This window comes from Christiangramia flava JLT2011 (assembly GCF_001951155.1).
GTDB classification, from domain to species: Bacteria; Bacteroidota; Bacteroidia; order Flavobacteriales; family Flavobacteriaceae; genus Christiangramia; species Christiangramia flava.
The window spans coordinates 2,966,762-2,982,681 of sequence record NZ_CP016359.1 but is presented as its reverse complement, the minus strand read 5'-3'; the positions used below and the strand labels follow the sequence as shown (position 1 = coordinate 2,982,681).

The window sequence follows — 15,920 nt, the reverse complement described above, 5'->3', positions numbered from 1 at the left end:
AAAGCCATGAAAAAAGCCTTATTTCATCCATCCTATTTTGGACCGGTAAGCCTATGGGTAGCACTATCCCAAACCGATCAGATCATTTTTGAAAACGAGGATAATTACCAGAAACAAACTTACCGTAATCGAATGTATATCTACGATGCCAACGGTAAACTGAATCTGAACATTCCTGTAAAACATAGCAGCGCCCTGGGTTTGGATACTAACGGAAGACAGAAATACCAGGATGTGCAGATCGAAAATGATTTTGACTGGCAGGTGCGGCATTGGCGGGCGCTTCAAACTTCCTATCAAACCTCTCCGTTTTTTGAATTTTACGAGGATGAATGCTACCCGCTTTACGAGAAAAAATTTAAGTTCTTGATGGATTTCAATTATCGCTGTATGGAATTTGCCGCGGAAGCCATGCAATTCGATCTGGAATTCGCCAAAACTTCGGAATACATTCTGGAACCTGAAAATGTAACTGATCTCAGATCATTGGTATCGGCTAAAAGAAAACAGTCGTTTCAGAATGAGCCCTACACGCAGGTATTTTCAGAAAAACTGAAGTTTGAAAACGATTTGAGTATTCTCGACCTCTTGTTCAACGAAGGGCCGAACACGCTGGCCTACCTGCAAAGGCAGGAATTATAAGGAAATCTTACTGAGCACCGGGTAGTGATCTGAATAATCTACCTCGAAACGCGAAAATTCCTGAACGGTCATTTCCTGTTCCAGCAGCATAAAATCGATCCGCAGCGGGAAATAGGTCAGTTTAAAGCTTTGTCCAAAACCGCTGCCCGCTTCCAGGAATGCATCCTTGAAATTACCCTCTTCCTTCAGCTGGTTATAGATATAGGAAAAACTCGTGTTGTTGAAATCCCCAACTACCAGTTTTTGATAAGGCGATTGCTTCATTTCCGGTATCAGCATTTCCAGCTGTTCCTGTTGCAGTGAAAATCCATAGCCTATCCTGCCCAGCAATTTTTTAGAATCTTCTTTTTTAAGATCATTGATCTCCGGCTTGATGTTGAGTGATTGGAAATGTACGTTAAAAACTCTTACCGTATCCTGGCCGATCACCACATCAGCATAAATAGCATTATTATTGCCATCCTGCGGGAAATTCAGCGAATACTTCTTAATGATCGGGTATTTGGAGAAAATTGCTGAACCAAATTCAGATGCTTTGCCTTTTAATTCGATATAACTGTAAGGGTAAATCTTCACCAGGTCAGTTGCTTTCCTGTAAAATTCCTGCATACAAACAATATCCGGATCTTTTTCTCTTACAAAAGCTGTAATATTTTCAGGAATATTCTTACGATCTGTCCATTCATAGGCATTGAACATACGAACGTTATAGCTCATAATCGAAAAATCTGCCTGTCCTTTTTCATCTTTTTCTCCTTCGGAAAAACGAACAAAACCAGAAACATATTGGTAACCTATTAACAATACCACCAGGCTAAGCAGAAATTGTCTTTTCAAACGGAAAGACCAGTAAAGCAGCAAAATGATATTCAGAATAATTAAAACCGGCACACCCAAACTGAGCACCGACAATAATGGAAATGATTCAGGCGGAATATGCGGAAGCAAATAAGACAGTAATAAAGCCAGCGCCGCCAGCGAATTCAGAATAAAAATGAATTTATCAAAGACATTCAGCTTTTTCATCTAATCTTCTTTGCCGGCCTGAAACAGGAAATCTTTTTCGGCCTTCGTCAGGCTATCATAACCACTTTTACTGATCTTATCCAGGATTGCGTCTACCTTTTTCTGCTTCTCATCCTTATTCAGCCTCGAAGATGCGTTACTGGTTCTGGAAGTGGTAGTTTTTGCGCGCTGCGTTTTGTTGCGGTACACGGTCTTCATTTTAGCCCTGCGTTCACTCTTTGGTTTGAAGAGAGTAGCAATGCCATCAACCAGGTTTTCAAACCACTTGCCTATATCATTTCCTTTCTGTAACTGAGTGGTGTAGATGTAACCCAGCGCGGCACCTCCCAAATGGGCAAAATGACCACCGGCGTTCCCCATAGGAATCTGAACGATATCTACAATAACCAGAAAGGCGGCGATCCACCAGAATTTGATACTCCCCAGGAACATCAGTTGCACCCTCATGTTCGGGATGTAGGTCGCGATGCCAATCAGTACGGCCATTACACCGGCAGAAGCACCAATCAGGTACGATTTTCCATTTGCCTGGAAAACCGGAAATAAGTTATAACTGGCCATATAAACCAGCGCTCCGATGATCACACCCAGGAAATAGTAATTCAGCAGCCTTTTTGGAGAAAAGTAATTCAGGAAATAGATTCCGGAAAAATATAAGATGAGCATATTTGACAAGATGTGCCAAATGCCGGCGTGTAAAAACGAATAGGTGATGATAGACCAGGGTTTCAGTAGAAATTCCATTGGATCGTCAGGAAAAACGAACCACTGCATTAAAAAATCACCTGAAGTCTGGAAAAGGAATGCGATGGTGCGGATCAGGAAAAACAAGACAAAAACGAGCACGTTTATAGCGATCAGCTTTTCAGTGATCGTTGCCGTTTGCATTTTATATCTCAATTTATCTGAAGTACGCATCAATACCAGCGATTATCGTTGAATTGGTTCTTTTTCCAGTAATACATCATCAAAAACCCGAATAACGCGCCACCAACATGTGCAAAATGCGCGATGGAGCCTCCAAAAAGAGAATAGCCGGTCACTCCTGAGAACAGATCCAACAGGATCAGCGCGGGAATGAAGAACTTCGCTTTGATTGGAATAGGCACAAAGATCAGGAACAACTCCACATTAGGGAACATCATCCCAAACGCCACGAGTATACCATATATTGCTCCGGAAGCTCCCACCGCCGGGTTAGAATAGGCTTCCAGCATCGATCGTAAGGTTTCCTGGTCTACTCCGGAAGGGATCTGGAACTGGTTTGTCTGGAAAGCCTGGTTAGCAAAATCCATAATTTCAGCCGGAGTCCAGCCAATTCCTAATAAAGCATCATATCCATTCTGAAAGGCAAAAAAGTTCACCAAAGTGTGCAGCGCGGCGGCACCAATACCGGAGGCAAAATAAAAGAACAGGAAACGGCGCTGCCCAAGCATCTGCTCAATGGGGCTTCCAAATGCCCAAAGCGCATACATATTGAAAAGAATATGGGTGAAACCACCATGCATGAACATATGGGTGATTCCCTGCCAAAATGCAAAATTCGGATTCTTAAAAAACCAGAGTGCAAAATACTGGTAAGCCGCATCGCCAATTAGCTGACTCCCAATAAAGAAAATAACATTAATTATAAGTAAAACCTTTACGGTTTCAGTGATTCTTCCCATCAAGCAAATTTTTTATCCAGTTCATCCACGCCAATCGTAGTGAAAATGGTCTTATTGAAAGGTGTTAGTCCGGGCTCTTTACAGGCAAAAAGTCGGTTTACGATATGCTGTTGTTCCGCAGAATTCAAAAGAGTTCCCGAACGAACCGCCATACTGCTCGCCAGTGACTTGGCCATTAAATCGGTTTGTGAAAAACCGTCGCTGGGCACCTCTTTTTCAAAATCGGCCAGCAGTTTCTCCAACAGCATTTCCACCTCGCTTTCCGCAATGAGCGTTGGAATACCAGTGATCTCCACTTCATCCCTTCCGAATTCCGAAAATACGAAACCTGTTTGTTCCAGCGAATCTTTTATCTCTTTTAGCATTTCATTTTCATGCTTGTTGAATTGAAGTTTCAATGGAAATAGTAGTTGCTGGCTCACTGCTGCTGAAACAGTTATATTCTTCAGAAGCTCCTCGTAAAGAATTCTGGTATGCGCCCGATGCTGATCAATCGCCAGCAGGCCGCTTTTCAAAGTGGAAATAATATATTTTTTGTTGAGCTGGAAAGTAGACCTTCCGTGCTCTTCCTCTTTCGCCCCAAAAAGATTTCCGGTCACTTCCTCACTTTCAAATTCGATCTCCTTCAGGTTTGCTGAAGATTCAGGCATGGTTTCGGTTTCCAGACCGGTATAAATACCATCCCAACTGGCGGCTGAACGTTCCCTGCGATAGCTCACATTTCCGCCTCCACCTGAAAAAGATGCCAAACCACCTTCATTTTTAAAAGGATTGAAATCCCGATCAACTTCGATCTGAGGAGCGCTGGCATTCTTATTCTTGTAATCATAAGGGGTGTCCAGATCGCTGTCACGCTCGAAATCCAACATTGGCGCCACGTTAAATTGCCCCAGGCTATGCTTGATCGCACTTTTCAAAATGGCATACAGCGCATGCTCATCGTCAAACTTGATTTCCGTTTTCGTGGGATGAATGTTGATATCGATCGATTTGGGATCCACATCCAGATACAAGAAGTAACTTGGATACGATTTGTCTTTGAGCAGACCTTCGAATGCCGCCACGACCGCATGATTCAAATAAGGACTTTTGATAAAGCGATTATTCACAAAGAAAAACTGCTCTCCCCTGCTTTTTTTGGCAAATTCCGGTTTTCCTACGAAGCCTGAAACTTTAACGATCCCGGTATCTTCTTCAACCGGAACCAGTTTTTCATTGGTTTTTCCCCCGAAAATATTGGTGATTCGCTGCCGCTGGTTGGACGGCGGAAGCTGAAATAGTTCATTGTTATTATGCGTAAGCGAGAAACTGATATCTGGATGCGCCAGCGCCACTCGCTGAAATTCATCAATAATATGCCGCGTTTCCACATTATCTGACTTCAGGAAATTGCGGCGCGCGGGAATATTATAAAAAAGATTCTTGACGCTCAGGCAGGTTCCTTTGGGGGTAACACAAGCTTCCTGGGAAACGACCTGGCTACCTTCCATTTTGATACAGGTGCCAATTTCTTCTTCAGCTCTTCTGGTCTTCAGTTCCACGTGGGCAATCGCCGCTATGGAAGCTAGGGCTTCTCCCCTAAAACCTTTGGTTTTTAAACTGAAAAGATCATCAGCCAGTTTGATCTTGGAGGTGGCGTGCCGTTCAAAACTCATGCGAGCATCAGTTACGCTCATTCCAACACCGTCATCGACAACCTGGATCAAGGTTTTTCCGGCGTCTTTAATGACCACCTGGATCCTCGTCGCATGGGCGTCGATGGAATTTTCTAAAAGTTCTTTGATTACAGATGCCGGCCGTTGCACTACTTCTCCCGCAGCGATCTGGTTGGCAACATGATCGGGAAGCAATTGAATTATATCACTCATTTAGCGCGGAATCGAGAAAATGGACAAATCAAAATCTAAAATCCACAGGCAAATAAAAAGCAGCACCAGGAAAATGATCAGGAAGCGCTTATTCAGGCTTCGGTTACCACGAGTTCGACTATCTTTCCTGTCGCTGGCCCACTGGGAACCAAAATCAATGGCATTCGCGGTCTCTTTGTACTTATTGAATTTTGAATCAAAGTCATAGATATTCCCGGTATCCTTTCCCTTGTAATATCGTGGGGTGTAGTTATACCTGGTATTTTTTCTGACTTTGTAAAAATTGATTTTCAAAACTGCGGATTGTTTGTATCTCCAAATTTACTCAAAATGCTTCAAATAACCGAAGCACATTCGCATTAATAAGGAAGCAAGAACAATGCCGTTTTTGAATCTTAACCCTTGTAGAAATCGGCGTCTTTCCGAAGCTGAGCCATTTTAATGGCCGCGATCGCCGCCTCCGTACCTTTATTGCCGTGTTTCCCACCGCTTCTGGCCCGGGACTGTTCGATATGATTATCGGTCAACACACAAAAGATCACGGGAATATCTCCCTGGATATTCAGGTCTTTGATCCCCTGTGTCACGCCTTCACAAACAAAATCGAAATGCTTGGTTTCACCCTGGATCACGCTTCCCACGGCGATAATGGCATCCAACATGTCAAAAGTTTGCTGAAGTTTTTTACAGCCATAAATCAGTTCAAAACTTCCAGGAACGTTCCAGCGAACGATATTTTCCTTTTTGACACCATTTTCAATAAAGGCATCAAAAGCACCCTGGAAAAGACCTTCAGTGATCTCCTCGTTCCATTCTGAAACAACAATCCCAAACCGAAAGTCTTTCGCGTTTGGGATTGTATTCTTATCGTATTCTGAAAGGTTCTTACCTTCTGTTGCCATAGTTTAGTTTTTCGCTGAAGCCATTCCTAAGTAAATAGGCACTTTGTTAGCTTCCGGAGAATCTGGATATTCCTCCTCGATTCTATTCAGGTATTCTTCAGCAGTATCATTATCTCCAAGTTCGATCGCAGTAATCGCCGCTTTCAGTAGAAATCTTGGTGTAGTGAACGTATTGGAACGCATCTCAGCTGCTTTTTCGTAGTAACCCAGAGCATCTTCCGGCTGCCCTAATTGTGTAAAAGCATCACCAATTCCGCCGGCAGCCAAAGGAGCAAAAATCTCATCATCGCTTTTGAAATCTTCCAGTTGCTCGATCGCTTCCTGATATTTTCCGGTTCTCAAATACGCAAAACCTGCATTATAATGTGCCAGGTTTGCCGCATCGGTTCCACCATAATTATCAATAATATCCAAAAACCCAAATTTCCCTTCACCTCCATTCAAAGCCAGGTTGTAAAGCGAATCGCTCTCTGTTCCGGTAGCTCGAAGTGCCGCAGCCATGTAGTCTTCAGCCTGCGCCATTTCATTAGCAGCTTCTGCCTGTTTTGGAGCATGTACGAAACGGTTGTATCCCAAATATCCAAGAACGGCAACGATCGCCACACCTACTATAATATAAATGTATTTCTGGTTATCGGCTACCCAGGTTTCCGTTTTACTGGCACCTTCATCCAAAGTGTTAAAAACCTCTGCTGTTGTAGAGTGTTCTTCAACTGTATTTTCACGTTCCTTCTTGCTAGAAGGCTTATATCCTCGTTTCTTGTACTGTGCCATAGGTAATTTTTATTGCGTGGCAAAAATATAATTTTTTGTGAAAATTAAAAGATTATTTATTTGTATTTTTTAGATAATTTGGGGTTATTTCGTAGCCGAAAAATTCAGCAGCAAACCCTAATCAAAAACCATCAATCCCGGCTTTTATGCATTTGCAACAGCTTCATCTTCTCAACTACAAAAACCTGAAAACGGCCGAGTTCGAGTTTGATGAAAAGATCAATTGCCTGGTGGGAAATAATGGTGTGGGCAAAACGAATGTGCTCGACAGTATTTATCATCTCTCCTTCGGAAAGAGCTATTTTAATCCTATCACCTCCCAGAATATCAATCACGATGCTGATTTTTTTGTGGTAGACGGAGAATTTCTGAAGAATGATAAAGCTGAAAAGATCCTGGTAAGTGCCAAAAAAGGGCAAAAAAAGATCATTAAACGGAATAACAAGGCCTATGATAAGGTAAGCGACCATATTGGGTTCATTCCCTGCGTGATTATTTCCCCGGCAGATCGGGACCTCATCATTGAAGGTTCCGAAACAAGAAGGAAATTCATGGACGGGGTCATCTCACAAAGCGATCCCGTTTACCTGAACAAACTTTTACAATATACCAAACTCATCTCCCAGCGCAACTCGCTGCTGAAATTTTTTGCAGCTAATAACACGTTCGAAAGGGACACTTTGGATGTATATAATTTACAGCTCAGCAGTCTTGGGCAGGACCTTTTCGAGAAACGGAAACAATTCCTGAAGGAGTTCATTCCTATCTTCAATAAACGCTATGCCGATATCACCAATAACAAGGAACAGGTAGACGTGGTCTATAAGAGTCAGCTTTTTGAGAACAGTCTTTCCGGCCTGCTGGAACAAAATCTTCAGAAGGATATGGCGCTGCAGTACACTTCCGTAGGAACACATAAAGACGACCTGAGCTTTGAAATTGCCGGACATCCCATCAAGAAATTCGGCTCGCAGGGACAGCAAAAATCTTTTCTGGTTGCGTTGAAACTGGCACAATTTGACTTTATTAAAGAGATCAGTAAAGTGAATCCCATATTGCTGCTGGATGATATTTTTGATAAGCTGGACGAAAACCGGGTGGCCCATATCGTGGCGCTGGTTGCTACCGGAAAATTAGGCCAGATCTTCATTAGTGACACGCATGCTGATCGTACCGAAGAAGTGGTTAAGAAAAGCGGACAAACCTATAAAATCTTCAAATTGTGAAAAAATTCATCGTCATACTGGCCGTTCTTATCGTTTCCTGCAACCAGGCAGATCCAAAGGAGCAACTGAAAAACCTGAATGGTTACTGGGAGATCGATCATGTAGAGCTTGAAAAAGATTCGGTCATCAAGTATGGAATGAGTCCTTATATTGATTATATCGAGCTGAAGGATAGTATAGGTTTCAGGAAAAAGCTCAAGCCCGAAGTCACTGGAGAATTTATTGCCACGGAAAATGAAGAGAAAATTTCAGCTAAAATGGAAGGCCATACACTAAAGCTGAAATACAGCACTCCATACGACCAGTGGGAAGAAGAAGTTCTGCAAGCTACTGAAGAAAACCTGGTGCTAATGAACAGCGATGGAAAGACCTATTATTATAAAAAATATAAACCTGTTATAAGCCAAGAGAATGAAGAGAAGGAATAATGAAGAAATGAAGCTCAGCGACCTGCTGAAAACCTTTGTGGACGAAAACAAACTGGATAAAAAAGGCCTGGACCAGGTAAAAATTCGCGATATCTGGAACAGTCAGATGGGGCCGGCCATCGAGAAATACACCACGAACATCAAACTGAAGAACGAGGTGCTCTACGTCCAACTCAGCTCATCGGTACTTCGCGAGGAACTGAGCTATGGCAAAGAAAAGATCATCAGGATCCTGAACGAGGAAATGGGAAAAGAGCTCATTCACAAACTCGTACTGCGATAAACTAAAAAAGCCGGGCGTTGCCCGGCTTTTATTTTTCTTACCAAAAATGATTAGAACATCTCTCTTCCTGAGAAATGGAAAGCTCCTTCAATAGTAGCATTTTCATCGCTATCACTTCCGTGAACCGCGTTCTCTCCTACATTCTTAGCGTATTTTTTTCTGATAGTTCCTTCAGCAGCATCTTCCGGGTTTGTAGCACCGATCAATGTTCTGAAATCTTCCACAGCGTTTTCTTTTTCAAGAATAGCTGCAACTATAGGTCCGCGAGTCATGAACTCTACCAATTCCCCGAAGAACGGACGCTCTTTGTGGATCGCGTAGAATTCCTCCGCGTCAGCTGTAGTCATTTGTGTCAACTTCATGGCAACGATTCTAAAACCTGAAGCTGTGATTTGTTCTAAAATTGCACCGATATGCCCGTCTTCAACCGCATCAGGCTTGATCATGGTGAATGTTCTGTTTCCTGCCATTGTATGGTTTTTAAATTTGGTGCAAAAATAGTTAATTCCTTTCCAAATCCAAGCAGATTCAAATTTTAAGTTTATCTACTGAAAATCAAGCTGGTATTCCTGCTGCAATTTGTTGTTTTCGCCACGCATTTCCAGAATCGCCGAATTTTCTTCAAAATTGAGCCTGATGATGCCAAAACTTTTGTCTTTCACCACGAAGCCTTTACGGTACTTGTTGGGCTCCCCGCTAAATTCTTCGTAGGTATGCGTAAGGCCGCTGGAGGTAAAATCCATCAGCGGGTAATACAGGCCCGGAATCACTGCTTCAGAAAATTCGGAAATATGCCGATCGCCACTCAATAAGATTACATTCTTTGCTTTGGAAGAAACGACTAAGTTTTCCAGTTTTTCCACTTCTGAAGGAAAATTTCCCCAGCTTTCAAAACCGTGCTCTCCTGAAAGAACCTGCACGCTGGACAGAATAATATGGAAACCGGCATCACTATTCTTCAGCTCATTTTCCAGCCAACCCCACTGCTCCGCTCCCAACATGGTTCCTTCAGAAGGTTCAAAACGGCGATTGGGATCCTCGCTTTTCTTCAGTTCACTTCGGAAATAACGCGTATCCAACAGAATGATCTTTACGCTGCCCTTTTCGGTTTCAAAAACTTCCGAAGAATACACCCCTTTTTGACTGCGTCTTGGGCTATCATTCGGCACCTTCATAAAATCAAGGAATAACTGCTGGCTGGTATCTTTAAAATGCCATTCCCGCCCGCCGTCATTCAGGCCGTAGTCGTGATCGTCCCAGGTCGCCAGAACCGGCATCGCCGCCAGGATCTGCTGATAATCCTTATTGTCCAGTTGTTGCTGGTATTCGGCTTTCATCCTGGCAGCATCATCGGTATCAGAATAGATATTGTCCCCACCCCATAAAAACACATCGGGCTGATTCTTTAGGATGGGTTGCCAGAGCGGTTGCGGGTCGTACTGGTGATTACAGCTTCCGAAGGCAATAATAAAATCGGTATTTTCATCCTGTTTCAAATTTCGGCTTCCGCAGGAAATCAGTAAAAATGTAATAAAAAGGCTGAGGAGGTTTTTCATAAGAATTGTTTCTATTGCGAATTTAAAGTTTCCTGTATTTCTTAAGTATTATTAAATTGTATATTTAGCCTCGATTATGATAGACACGAGAATTCTGGAGATCACCGCCGAACTGGACGGTGCCGAAAACATAGTGATCGTACCGCATAGAGGCCCAGACGGTGATGCCATTGGCTCGTCTCTTGGCTTATACCATTTTCTGAAGGATAAAGGCCACCAGGTACAGGTCATTGCGCCAAATGATTACCCGCATTTTCTGAAATGGCTACCGGGAAATGACAGCGTCATGATCTATGAACAGGAAAAAGCCAAAGCTGATGAACTCATAAGCCAGGCCGATATTATTTTTACCCTGGATTTTAATCACCTCAGCCGTTGCGGTGATATGGAATTGCCCTTAACCGAAGTCGATGCAGTCTTTGTGATGATCGATCACCACCAGGAACCGGCAGATTATGCGGCCTATACCTACAGCGATTCTGAAATGAGTTCCACCTGCGAGATGGTGTACAATTTCATTAATAAGCTGCGCGCAAATAAAAATATCACTCCCGAGATCGCAACCTGCCTATATGCGGGAATCATGACGGACACGGGTTCCTTCCGCTTTAGTAGTACCAGCAGCGATACACATAGGGCAATTGCCGACCTGATCGATAAGGGTGCGAAAAATGCCGAAATTCACAATAATATTTTCGATACCAATTCCCAGGATAAAATGCGATTGCTGGGAACGGCACTTTCTAATCTTAAAGTAAACAGCGAATTTCGAACCGCTTACATCACCCTGTCCCAGGAAGAACTGGACCGCCACCATTTTCAAAAGGGAGATACGGAAGGTTTTGTGAATTACGGCCTGTCTCTGGAAGGCATCATTTTCGCGGTGATCTTTATAGAAAAAGAAAATGAGGATCTTGTTAAGATATCGTTCCGCTCGAAAGGAGATTTCGATGTGAACAAATTTGCAAGAGCCCACTTTAATGGTGGAGGGCATATTAATGCCGCCGGCGGAAGAAGCGACCTGTCCCTGAACGACACAGTAGTCAAATTCAACAGGTTGTTGCCCGAATACCGTGAAAAGCTTTCAAAATGAAAAAATTACTTGCACTTTTCCTGATCATAGGCCTTGCCTCCTGCAAATCGCCGGAAGCGCGTTATCCCGTGAGTCAAAAAAGCGGTTCGTACATCGATGAATCCGTGGCCAGGAATAAAAAACTGGTGGCCCAGGAAGAACAATACATCAAGAATCTGATGGCTGAAGATTCTACGACCAGTTACCAAGCTTCTGCTGATGGTTTCTGGTATTATTACAACACTAAGGTAGCTGATAGTATTACCAACGACCACCCGGAATTTGGCGATATCGTGGATTTCGAATACAGTATTTCCAGTATTGATGGCCAAACAATTTACGCGGAAGGCGAAAAACCCAGGAGAACGTACGCCATGGACCAGGAAAAACTTTTTTCCGGTCTCCGCCAGGGCCTAAAGCTCATGAAAGAAGGAGAAACCGTGACTTTTCTTTTCCCCTCGCACAAAGCTTTCGGCTATTATGGCGATAAGGAAAAGATTGGCACCAATATGCCAATTATCACTAAAGTGACTTTATATAACATCGAAAAACAAACCAATAACGAATTAGATAATCAATAATGAAAACACGAAACTTTTTATTCTTATTAGCCATCGTGGCTTCACTAATTTCCTGTAAAGAAGAATACCCAGACCTGGAAGACGGGATGTATGCCGAATTTCAAACTTCCATGGGACCTTTTGTCGCCCAGCTTTATTTTGAAGAAGCCCCGCTGACCGTGGGGAATTTTGTTTCGCTTGCAGAAGGAACCAATTCTATGGTAGACAGCACCTTTAAAGGAAAAAAATATTATGAAGGCCTTATCTTTCATCGCGTAATGGACGGTTTCGTCATTCAGGGAGGTGATCCAACAGGTACCGGTAGCGGAGGACCCGGTTATAGATTTCCTGATGAATTTGTAGATAGCCTGAGACATGACAGCGCCGGGATACTTTCCATGGCCAACGCAGGACCGGGCACCAACGGAAGTCAGTTTTTCGTCACCCTCGCTCCTACGCCGCATCTCAATGACAAGCACAGTGTCTTCGGAAAAGTAGTGAAAGGAATGGATGTCGTGGAAGCGATCGGAAAAGTGGAAACCGGCCAGGGAGATCGACCTACTAAAGACGTGGTCATGAATGAAGTAAACATCATCAGAAAAGGAAAAGCGGCCAAGAACTTTGATGCCGACAAGGTGATGCAGAATGAAATGAAGAAGATTGAAGACCGTCGGGAGCAGGAACGCCAGGCGTTGGAAGAGAAGATCAACCAAAACGCTCATCGTTTCGCGGAATTAAAAAAAGAAGCTGATTCCCTGGAAAGCGGTGTAAAGATCTATTATGAAGAAAAAGGTGACGGACCAAAACCGAAGATTGGGCAGAAAGTGATGATGCTGTATCAGGGGTATTTTGAAGACGGAAGAATTTTCGATACCAATGATGTAGAACTGGCAAAAGAAATGGGTGTATACAACCGCCAGCGTGACGATATGGGAATGTACGGCCCAACTCCAATGGATTTTAGCCCAGACACTCCCCTGATCCAGGGATTCAAAGACGCGCTTCAGGCGATGCAAGTGGGAGATAAAGCAGTTGTTTTCATCCCTAGCGAACTGGGTTATGGTAAAAGCGGAAGAGGCAGAGTGATTCCTCCGGATACCAACCTGGTCTTTGTTCTGGAAATGGTGGAAATGGCAAATGCTTCTGAATAAGACTCAGGAAAACAGCATAAAAAAAGCCCCGAAATTCGGGGCTTTTTTTATGATCCTAATTCTTATTAATTCTCCGGAATATTTTTTAAAACTTCCAGCAGGAATTTCCAGTATTTCTGTGAGCTGGAAATAGAAGCACGTTCATCTGGAGAGTGGGCTCCACGAATGGTAGGCCCAAATGAGATCATATCCAGTTTTGGATAATGACTTCCTATAATTCCGCATTCCAGACCGGCATGACAGGCAGCAATATCAGCCTGTTCATGGAACATGTCCTGATAAATACCATCCAAAGTCTTCAGAATGGCCGAATCTCGGCTTGGTGCCCAACCCGGATATTCCCCGGAAAGTGACACATCAAATCCTGCCAGCTCGAAAGCAGCTCTCAAAGACTCGGCAAGATCATCTTTGGAAGATTCAACCGAACTTCTGGTAAGACATTTTATTTCTGCCTTTCCATCTTTGATCGTCACATTTGCAATATTGTTAGATGCTTCTACCAGGCCAGCAATTTCAGGGCTCATTCGGTATACGCCATTATGAGCAGCAGCCAAAGCGAGAACTATTTCCTTCTGAGCCTTTTCCGCGATCACTTTCCGCGCGTCTCCGCTCTTGGTAATTTCTACGGAAAGATTTGGTTCCAGCGTTCGGTACTCCAACTGAATGTTTTCGGCTTCAGTTTCCAGAGCTTTCAATATTTCAGTTTTGCCTTCCGAAGTAATGGTAACGATGGCGAGACTTTCTCTAGGAATGGCATTCCGAAGGCCGCCTCCGTTAATCTCAGCGATCCGAAGGCCGCTTTGCAAACCGGCATTAAACAATCGGTTCATGAGTTTATTGGCGTTGCCTAAACCTTTGATAATATCCATCCCGGAATGACCACCCTGAAGTCCTTTTACCTGGATAGTATACACTTCAGAATTTTCAGGAATCGATTCCTGTTCATAATTCCTTTTAGCCGTCACATCTACGCCGCCGGCACATCCAATCCCGATCTCATCGTCTTCCTCGGTATCCAGATTCAGCAGAATATCACCGCTGAGCAGATCCGGGCTTAGACCTTTTGCACCGGTCATCCCGGTTTCCTCATCGATCGTGAACAAAGCTTCGATCGCCGGGTGTTCAATGGAATCACTTTCCAGGATTGCCATCATGCTGGCCACACCAAGACCATTATCGGCTCCCAGGGTGGTGCCCTTCGCGCGCACCCAGTCACCATCCACATACATATCGATACCCTGGCTGGAAAAATCAAAATCGGTATCATTATTCTTTTGATGAACCATATCCAGGTGTGCCTGAAGAACCACTTTCTGCCGGTTTTCCATTCCGCTGGTCGCCGGTTTCCTGATCACCACATTTCCAACCTCATCAACCTGGGTGTCCAGATTCAGGTTTTCTCCAAACATTTTTATGAATTCGATGACTCGTTCTTCTTTTTTGGAAGGCCTTGGAACCGCATTCAGATCGGCGAATTTATTCCAAAGAGCTTTAGGCTCCAGGGCTCTTATTTCTTCATTCATCTGTTTTGTTTTAAGCGTATTTACAAAGGTATTTTATTTAAAGGATTTAAGAAATTTGCCAACAGCCATTTATTTGTATTTTTAAGCCGTGAAGCGAAAAACCACTCTTATCCTCGCGGCATTGCTACCGGTACAGATCCTTTTTAACCGCATTCTTGCCGGTCATCCCGAATTTGTTGAAACGTACTATTCGCAGGGTTTGTACCCGGTAATTTCGAAGATGATGCGTTTTACCCTGGGCTTCTTACCCTTTAGCCTGGGGGACCTTTTGTACGCTGCATTCATCGTAATGCTCATTCTTTGGATCATCAGAAGGTTTAAACAAGGTTTTAAAAACGCCAAACTCTGGATACCCGATGCACTGGCCAGCCTGTCTATTATCTATTTGTGCTTTAATCTTTTCTGGGGATTCAATTATTACCGGCTGCCCTTACACCAAAGTCTTGGTATCGATAACGATTACACCACGGAAAAACTACTGAAACTCACACATTCGCTCATTGAAAAAAGTAACGAGTTACAACTGCAGTTAGGCCAAAACGATTCGACTAAAATTGAATTTAACTTCAGCAAAAATGAATTGTTTGAAAAAACCATCGCCGGCTATGATCACCTGGAAAAAGACTATCCACACCTCGCCTATCACGGCACTGCCCTGAAAAGATCTTTATACAGCCTTCCGCTTACTTATATGGGTTTTAACGGATATCTGAATCCGCTAACAAATGAAGCGCAGGTCAACACGATCATTCTTCCATATAAAATACCAACCACTGCCAGTCACGAAGTAGGGCATCAATTAGGTTTTGCCAAAGAGAACGAAGCCAATTTCATTGCCTGCCTGGTAACCATGAACCATCCCGACCCCTATTTTCGGTACTCCGGATTCACATTTGCATTGAGTTACTGTTTAAGCGAAGTGTATCGCCGTGAACCAGATACGATAGAAACCTTGCTGGAAGAACTCCATCCAGGAGTGCGAAAGAATTACCAGGAAGTGGAAGATTTCTGGCTGGAACATCAAAACCCTCTGGAGCCGCTATTTCAGGCAACTTATAACCAGTATCTCGTGGCTAATAACCAGGCCGAAGGCATGAAAAGTTACAGCTATGTGGTGGCGCTTCTGGTGAATTATTTCGACGATACCAGAAATGCTTTTTAACTCCGCTTTAAGATTCTGTATTTTTTAGTATTTTAAGGCTCTTTAAAATTGGAGTCTTTTTCAAAAACCCTAACAACTTT

18 protein-coding genes are annotated in these 15,920 nt (G+C 43.4%); 8 read left to right on the top strand and 10 right to left on the bottom strand.

Annotated elements, in window-relative coordinates:
* Positions 1-6 precede the first annotated feature (6 nt).
* Positions 7-642, top strand: a complete 636-nt coding sequence (locus GRFL_RS13115; RefSeq protein WP_083645057.1) for a WbqC family protein — start codon at positions 7-9, stop codon at positions 640-642.
* Here GRFL_RS13115 and GRFL_RS13110 read toward each other — a convergent pair.
* From GRFL_RS13110 to GRFL_RS13080, 7 genes are all read right to left on the bottom strand, one after another.
* Positions 637-1,668 carry an endonuclease/exonuclease/phosphatase family protein gene (locus tag GRFL_RS13110; protein ID WP_083645056.1) on the bottom strand — a complete coding sequence of 344 codons (1,032 nt, stop codon included), beginning with the start codon at positions 1,666-1,668 and terminating at the stop codon, positions 637-639. The two genes, GRFL_RS13115 and GRFL_RS13110, sit on opposite strands and share 6 nt — an antisense overlap.
* On the bottom strand, positions 1,669-2,586 hold the full coding sequence (locus GRFL_RS13105) for a rhomboid family intramembrane serine protease (protein ID WP_083645055.1): 918 nt from the start codon (positions 2,584-2,586) through the stop codon (positions 1,669-1,671).
* On the bottom strand, positions 2,586-3,335 hold the full coding sequence (locus GRFL_RS13100; protein ID WP_083645054.1) for a rhomboid family intramembrane serine protease: 750 nt from the start codon (positions 3,333-3,335) through the stop codon (positions 2,586-2,588). The genes GRFL_RS13105 and GRFL_RS13100 overlap by 1 nt, the downstream gene beginning before the upstream one ends.
* Entirely contained in the window at positions 3,335-5,203 is a 1,869-nt protein-coding gene (gene mutL / locus GRFL_RS13095; protein ID WP_083645053.1) for a DNA mismatch repair endonuclease MutL, read from the bottom strand. The genes GRFL_RS13100 and mutL overlap by 1 nt, the downstream gene beginning before the upstream one ends.
* A complete protein-coding gene (locus GRFL_RS13090) occupies positions 5,204-5,497 on the bottom strand; it encodes a hypothetical protein (protein WP_173850099.1) in 294 nt (97 codons plus the stop codon).
* Between the two features lie 101 nt (positions 5,498-5,598).
* A complete protein-coding gene (ribH, locus tag GRFL_RS13085) occupies positions 5,599-6,105 on the bottom strand; it encodes a 6,7-dimethyl-8-ribityllumazine synthase (RefSeq protein ID WP_083645051.1) in 507 nt (168 codons plus the stop codon).
* A gap of 3 nt (positions 6,106-6,108) precedes the next feature.
* Positions 6,109-6,879 carry a tetratricopeptide repeat protein gene (locus GRFL_RS13080; RefSeq protein WP_083645050.1) on the bottom strand — a complete coding sequence of 257 codons (771 nt, stop codon included), beginning with the start codon at positions 6,877-6,879 and terminating at the stop codon, positions 6,109-6,111.
* A 146-nt stretch (positions 6,880-7,025) separates the two neighbouring features.
* Here GRFL_RS13080 and recF point away from each other — a divergent pair, with 146 nt between their 5' ends.
* The 3 genes from recF to GRFL_RS13065 are packed head-to-tail and all read left to right on the top strand — an operon-like array spanning position 7,026 to position 8,816.
* Positions 7,026-8,105 carry a DNA replication/repair protein RecF gene (gene recF, locus GRFL_RS13075; RefSeq protein ID WP_083645049.1) on the top strand — a complete coding sequence of 360 codons (1,080 nt, stop codon included), beginning with the start codon at positions 7,026-7,028 and terminating at the stop codon, positions 8,103-8,105.
* Positions 8,102-8,533: a lipocalin family protein gene (locus GRFL_RS13070; RefSeq protein ID WP_083645048.1), complete on the top strand. Its 432-nt coding sequence runs from the start codon at positions 8,102-8,104 to the stop codon at positions 8,531-8,533. Before recF ends, GRFL_RS13070 begins: the two co-directional genes overlap by 4 nt.
* A complete protein-coding gene (locus GRFL_RS13065) occupies positions 8,517-8,816 on the top strand; it encodes a DciA family protein (protein WP_083645047.1) in 300 nt (99 codons plus the stop codon). The genes GRFL_RS13070 and GRFL_RS13065 overlap by 17 nt, the downstream gene beginning before the upstream one ends.
* A gap of 50 nt (positions 8,817-8,866) precedes the next feature.
* On the opposite strand, the gene GRFL_RS13060 is transcribed toward GRFL_RS13065, so the two are convergent.
* Both GRFL_RS13060 and GRFL_RS13055 read right to left on the bottom strand, forming a co-directional pair.
* The gene (locus GRFL_RS13060; protein ID WP_083645046.1) at positions 8,867-9,286 is read right to left on the bottom strand and encodes a nucleoside-diphosphate kinase; all 420 of its coding nucleotides are present in this window, start codon (positions 9,284-9,286) and stop codon (positions 8,867-8,869) included.
* A gap of 75 nt (positions 9,287-9,361) precedes the next feature.
* Positions 9,362-10,372 carry an alkaline phosphatase D family protein gene (locus GRFL_RS13055; RefSeq protein WP_083645045.1) on the bottom strand — a complete coding sequence of 337 codons (1,011 nt, stop codon included), beginning with the start codon at positions 10,370-10,372 and terminating at the stop codon, positions 9,362-9,364.
* Positions 10,373-10,448: 76 nt separating this feature from the next.
* Here GRFL_RS13055 and GRFL_RS13050 point away from each other — a divergent pair, with 76 nt between their 5' ends.
* The 3 genes from GRFL_RS13050 to GRFL_RS13040 are packed head-to-tail and all read left to right on the top strand — an operon-like array spanning position 10,449 to position 13,155.
* A complete protein-coding gene (locus tag GRFL_RS13050) occupies positions 10,449-11,465 on the top strand; it encodes a DHH family phosphoesterase (RefSeq protein ID WP_083645044.1) in 1,017 nt (338 codons plus the stop codon).
* Positions 11,462-12,025, top strand: coding sequence for a gliding motility-associated peptidyl-prolyl isomerase GldI (gldI, locus tag GRFL_RS13045; protein ID WP_083645043.1), 564 nt, complete (start codon positions 11,462-11,464; stop codon positions 12,023-12,025). The genes GRFL_RS13050 and gldI overlap by 4 nt, the downstream gene beginning before the upstream one ends.
* Positions 12,025-13,155: a peptidylprolyl isomerase gene (locus GRFL_RS13040; protein ID WP_083645042.1), complete on the top strand. Its 1,131-nt coding sequence runs from the start codon at positions 12,025-12,027 to the stop codon at positions 13,153-13,155. The genes gldI and GRFL_RS13040 overlap by 1 nt, the downstream gene beginning before the upstream one ends.
* Positions 13,156-13,220: 65 nt before the next feature.
* On the opposite strand, the gene GRFL_RS13035 is transcribed toward GRFL_RS13040, so the two are convergent.
* The gene (locus tag GRFL_RS13035) at positions 13,221-14,678 is read right to left on the bottom strand and encodes an aminoacyl-histidine dipeptidase (RefSeq protein WP_083645041.1); all 1,458 of its coding nucleotides are present in this window, start codon (positions 14,676-14,678) and stop codon (positions 13,221-13,223) included.
* A gap of 88 nt (positions 14,679-14,766) precedes the next feature.
* On the opposite strand from GRFL_RS13035, the gene GRFL_RS13030 reads away from it, so the two are divergent.
* Entirely contained in the window at positions 14,767-15,840 is a 1,074-nt protein-coding gene (locus GRFL_RS13030; RefSeq protein WP_083645040.1) for a DUF3810 domain-containing protein, read from the top strand.
* Positions 15,841-15,920: the final 80 nt, after the last annotated feature.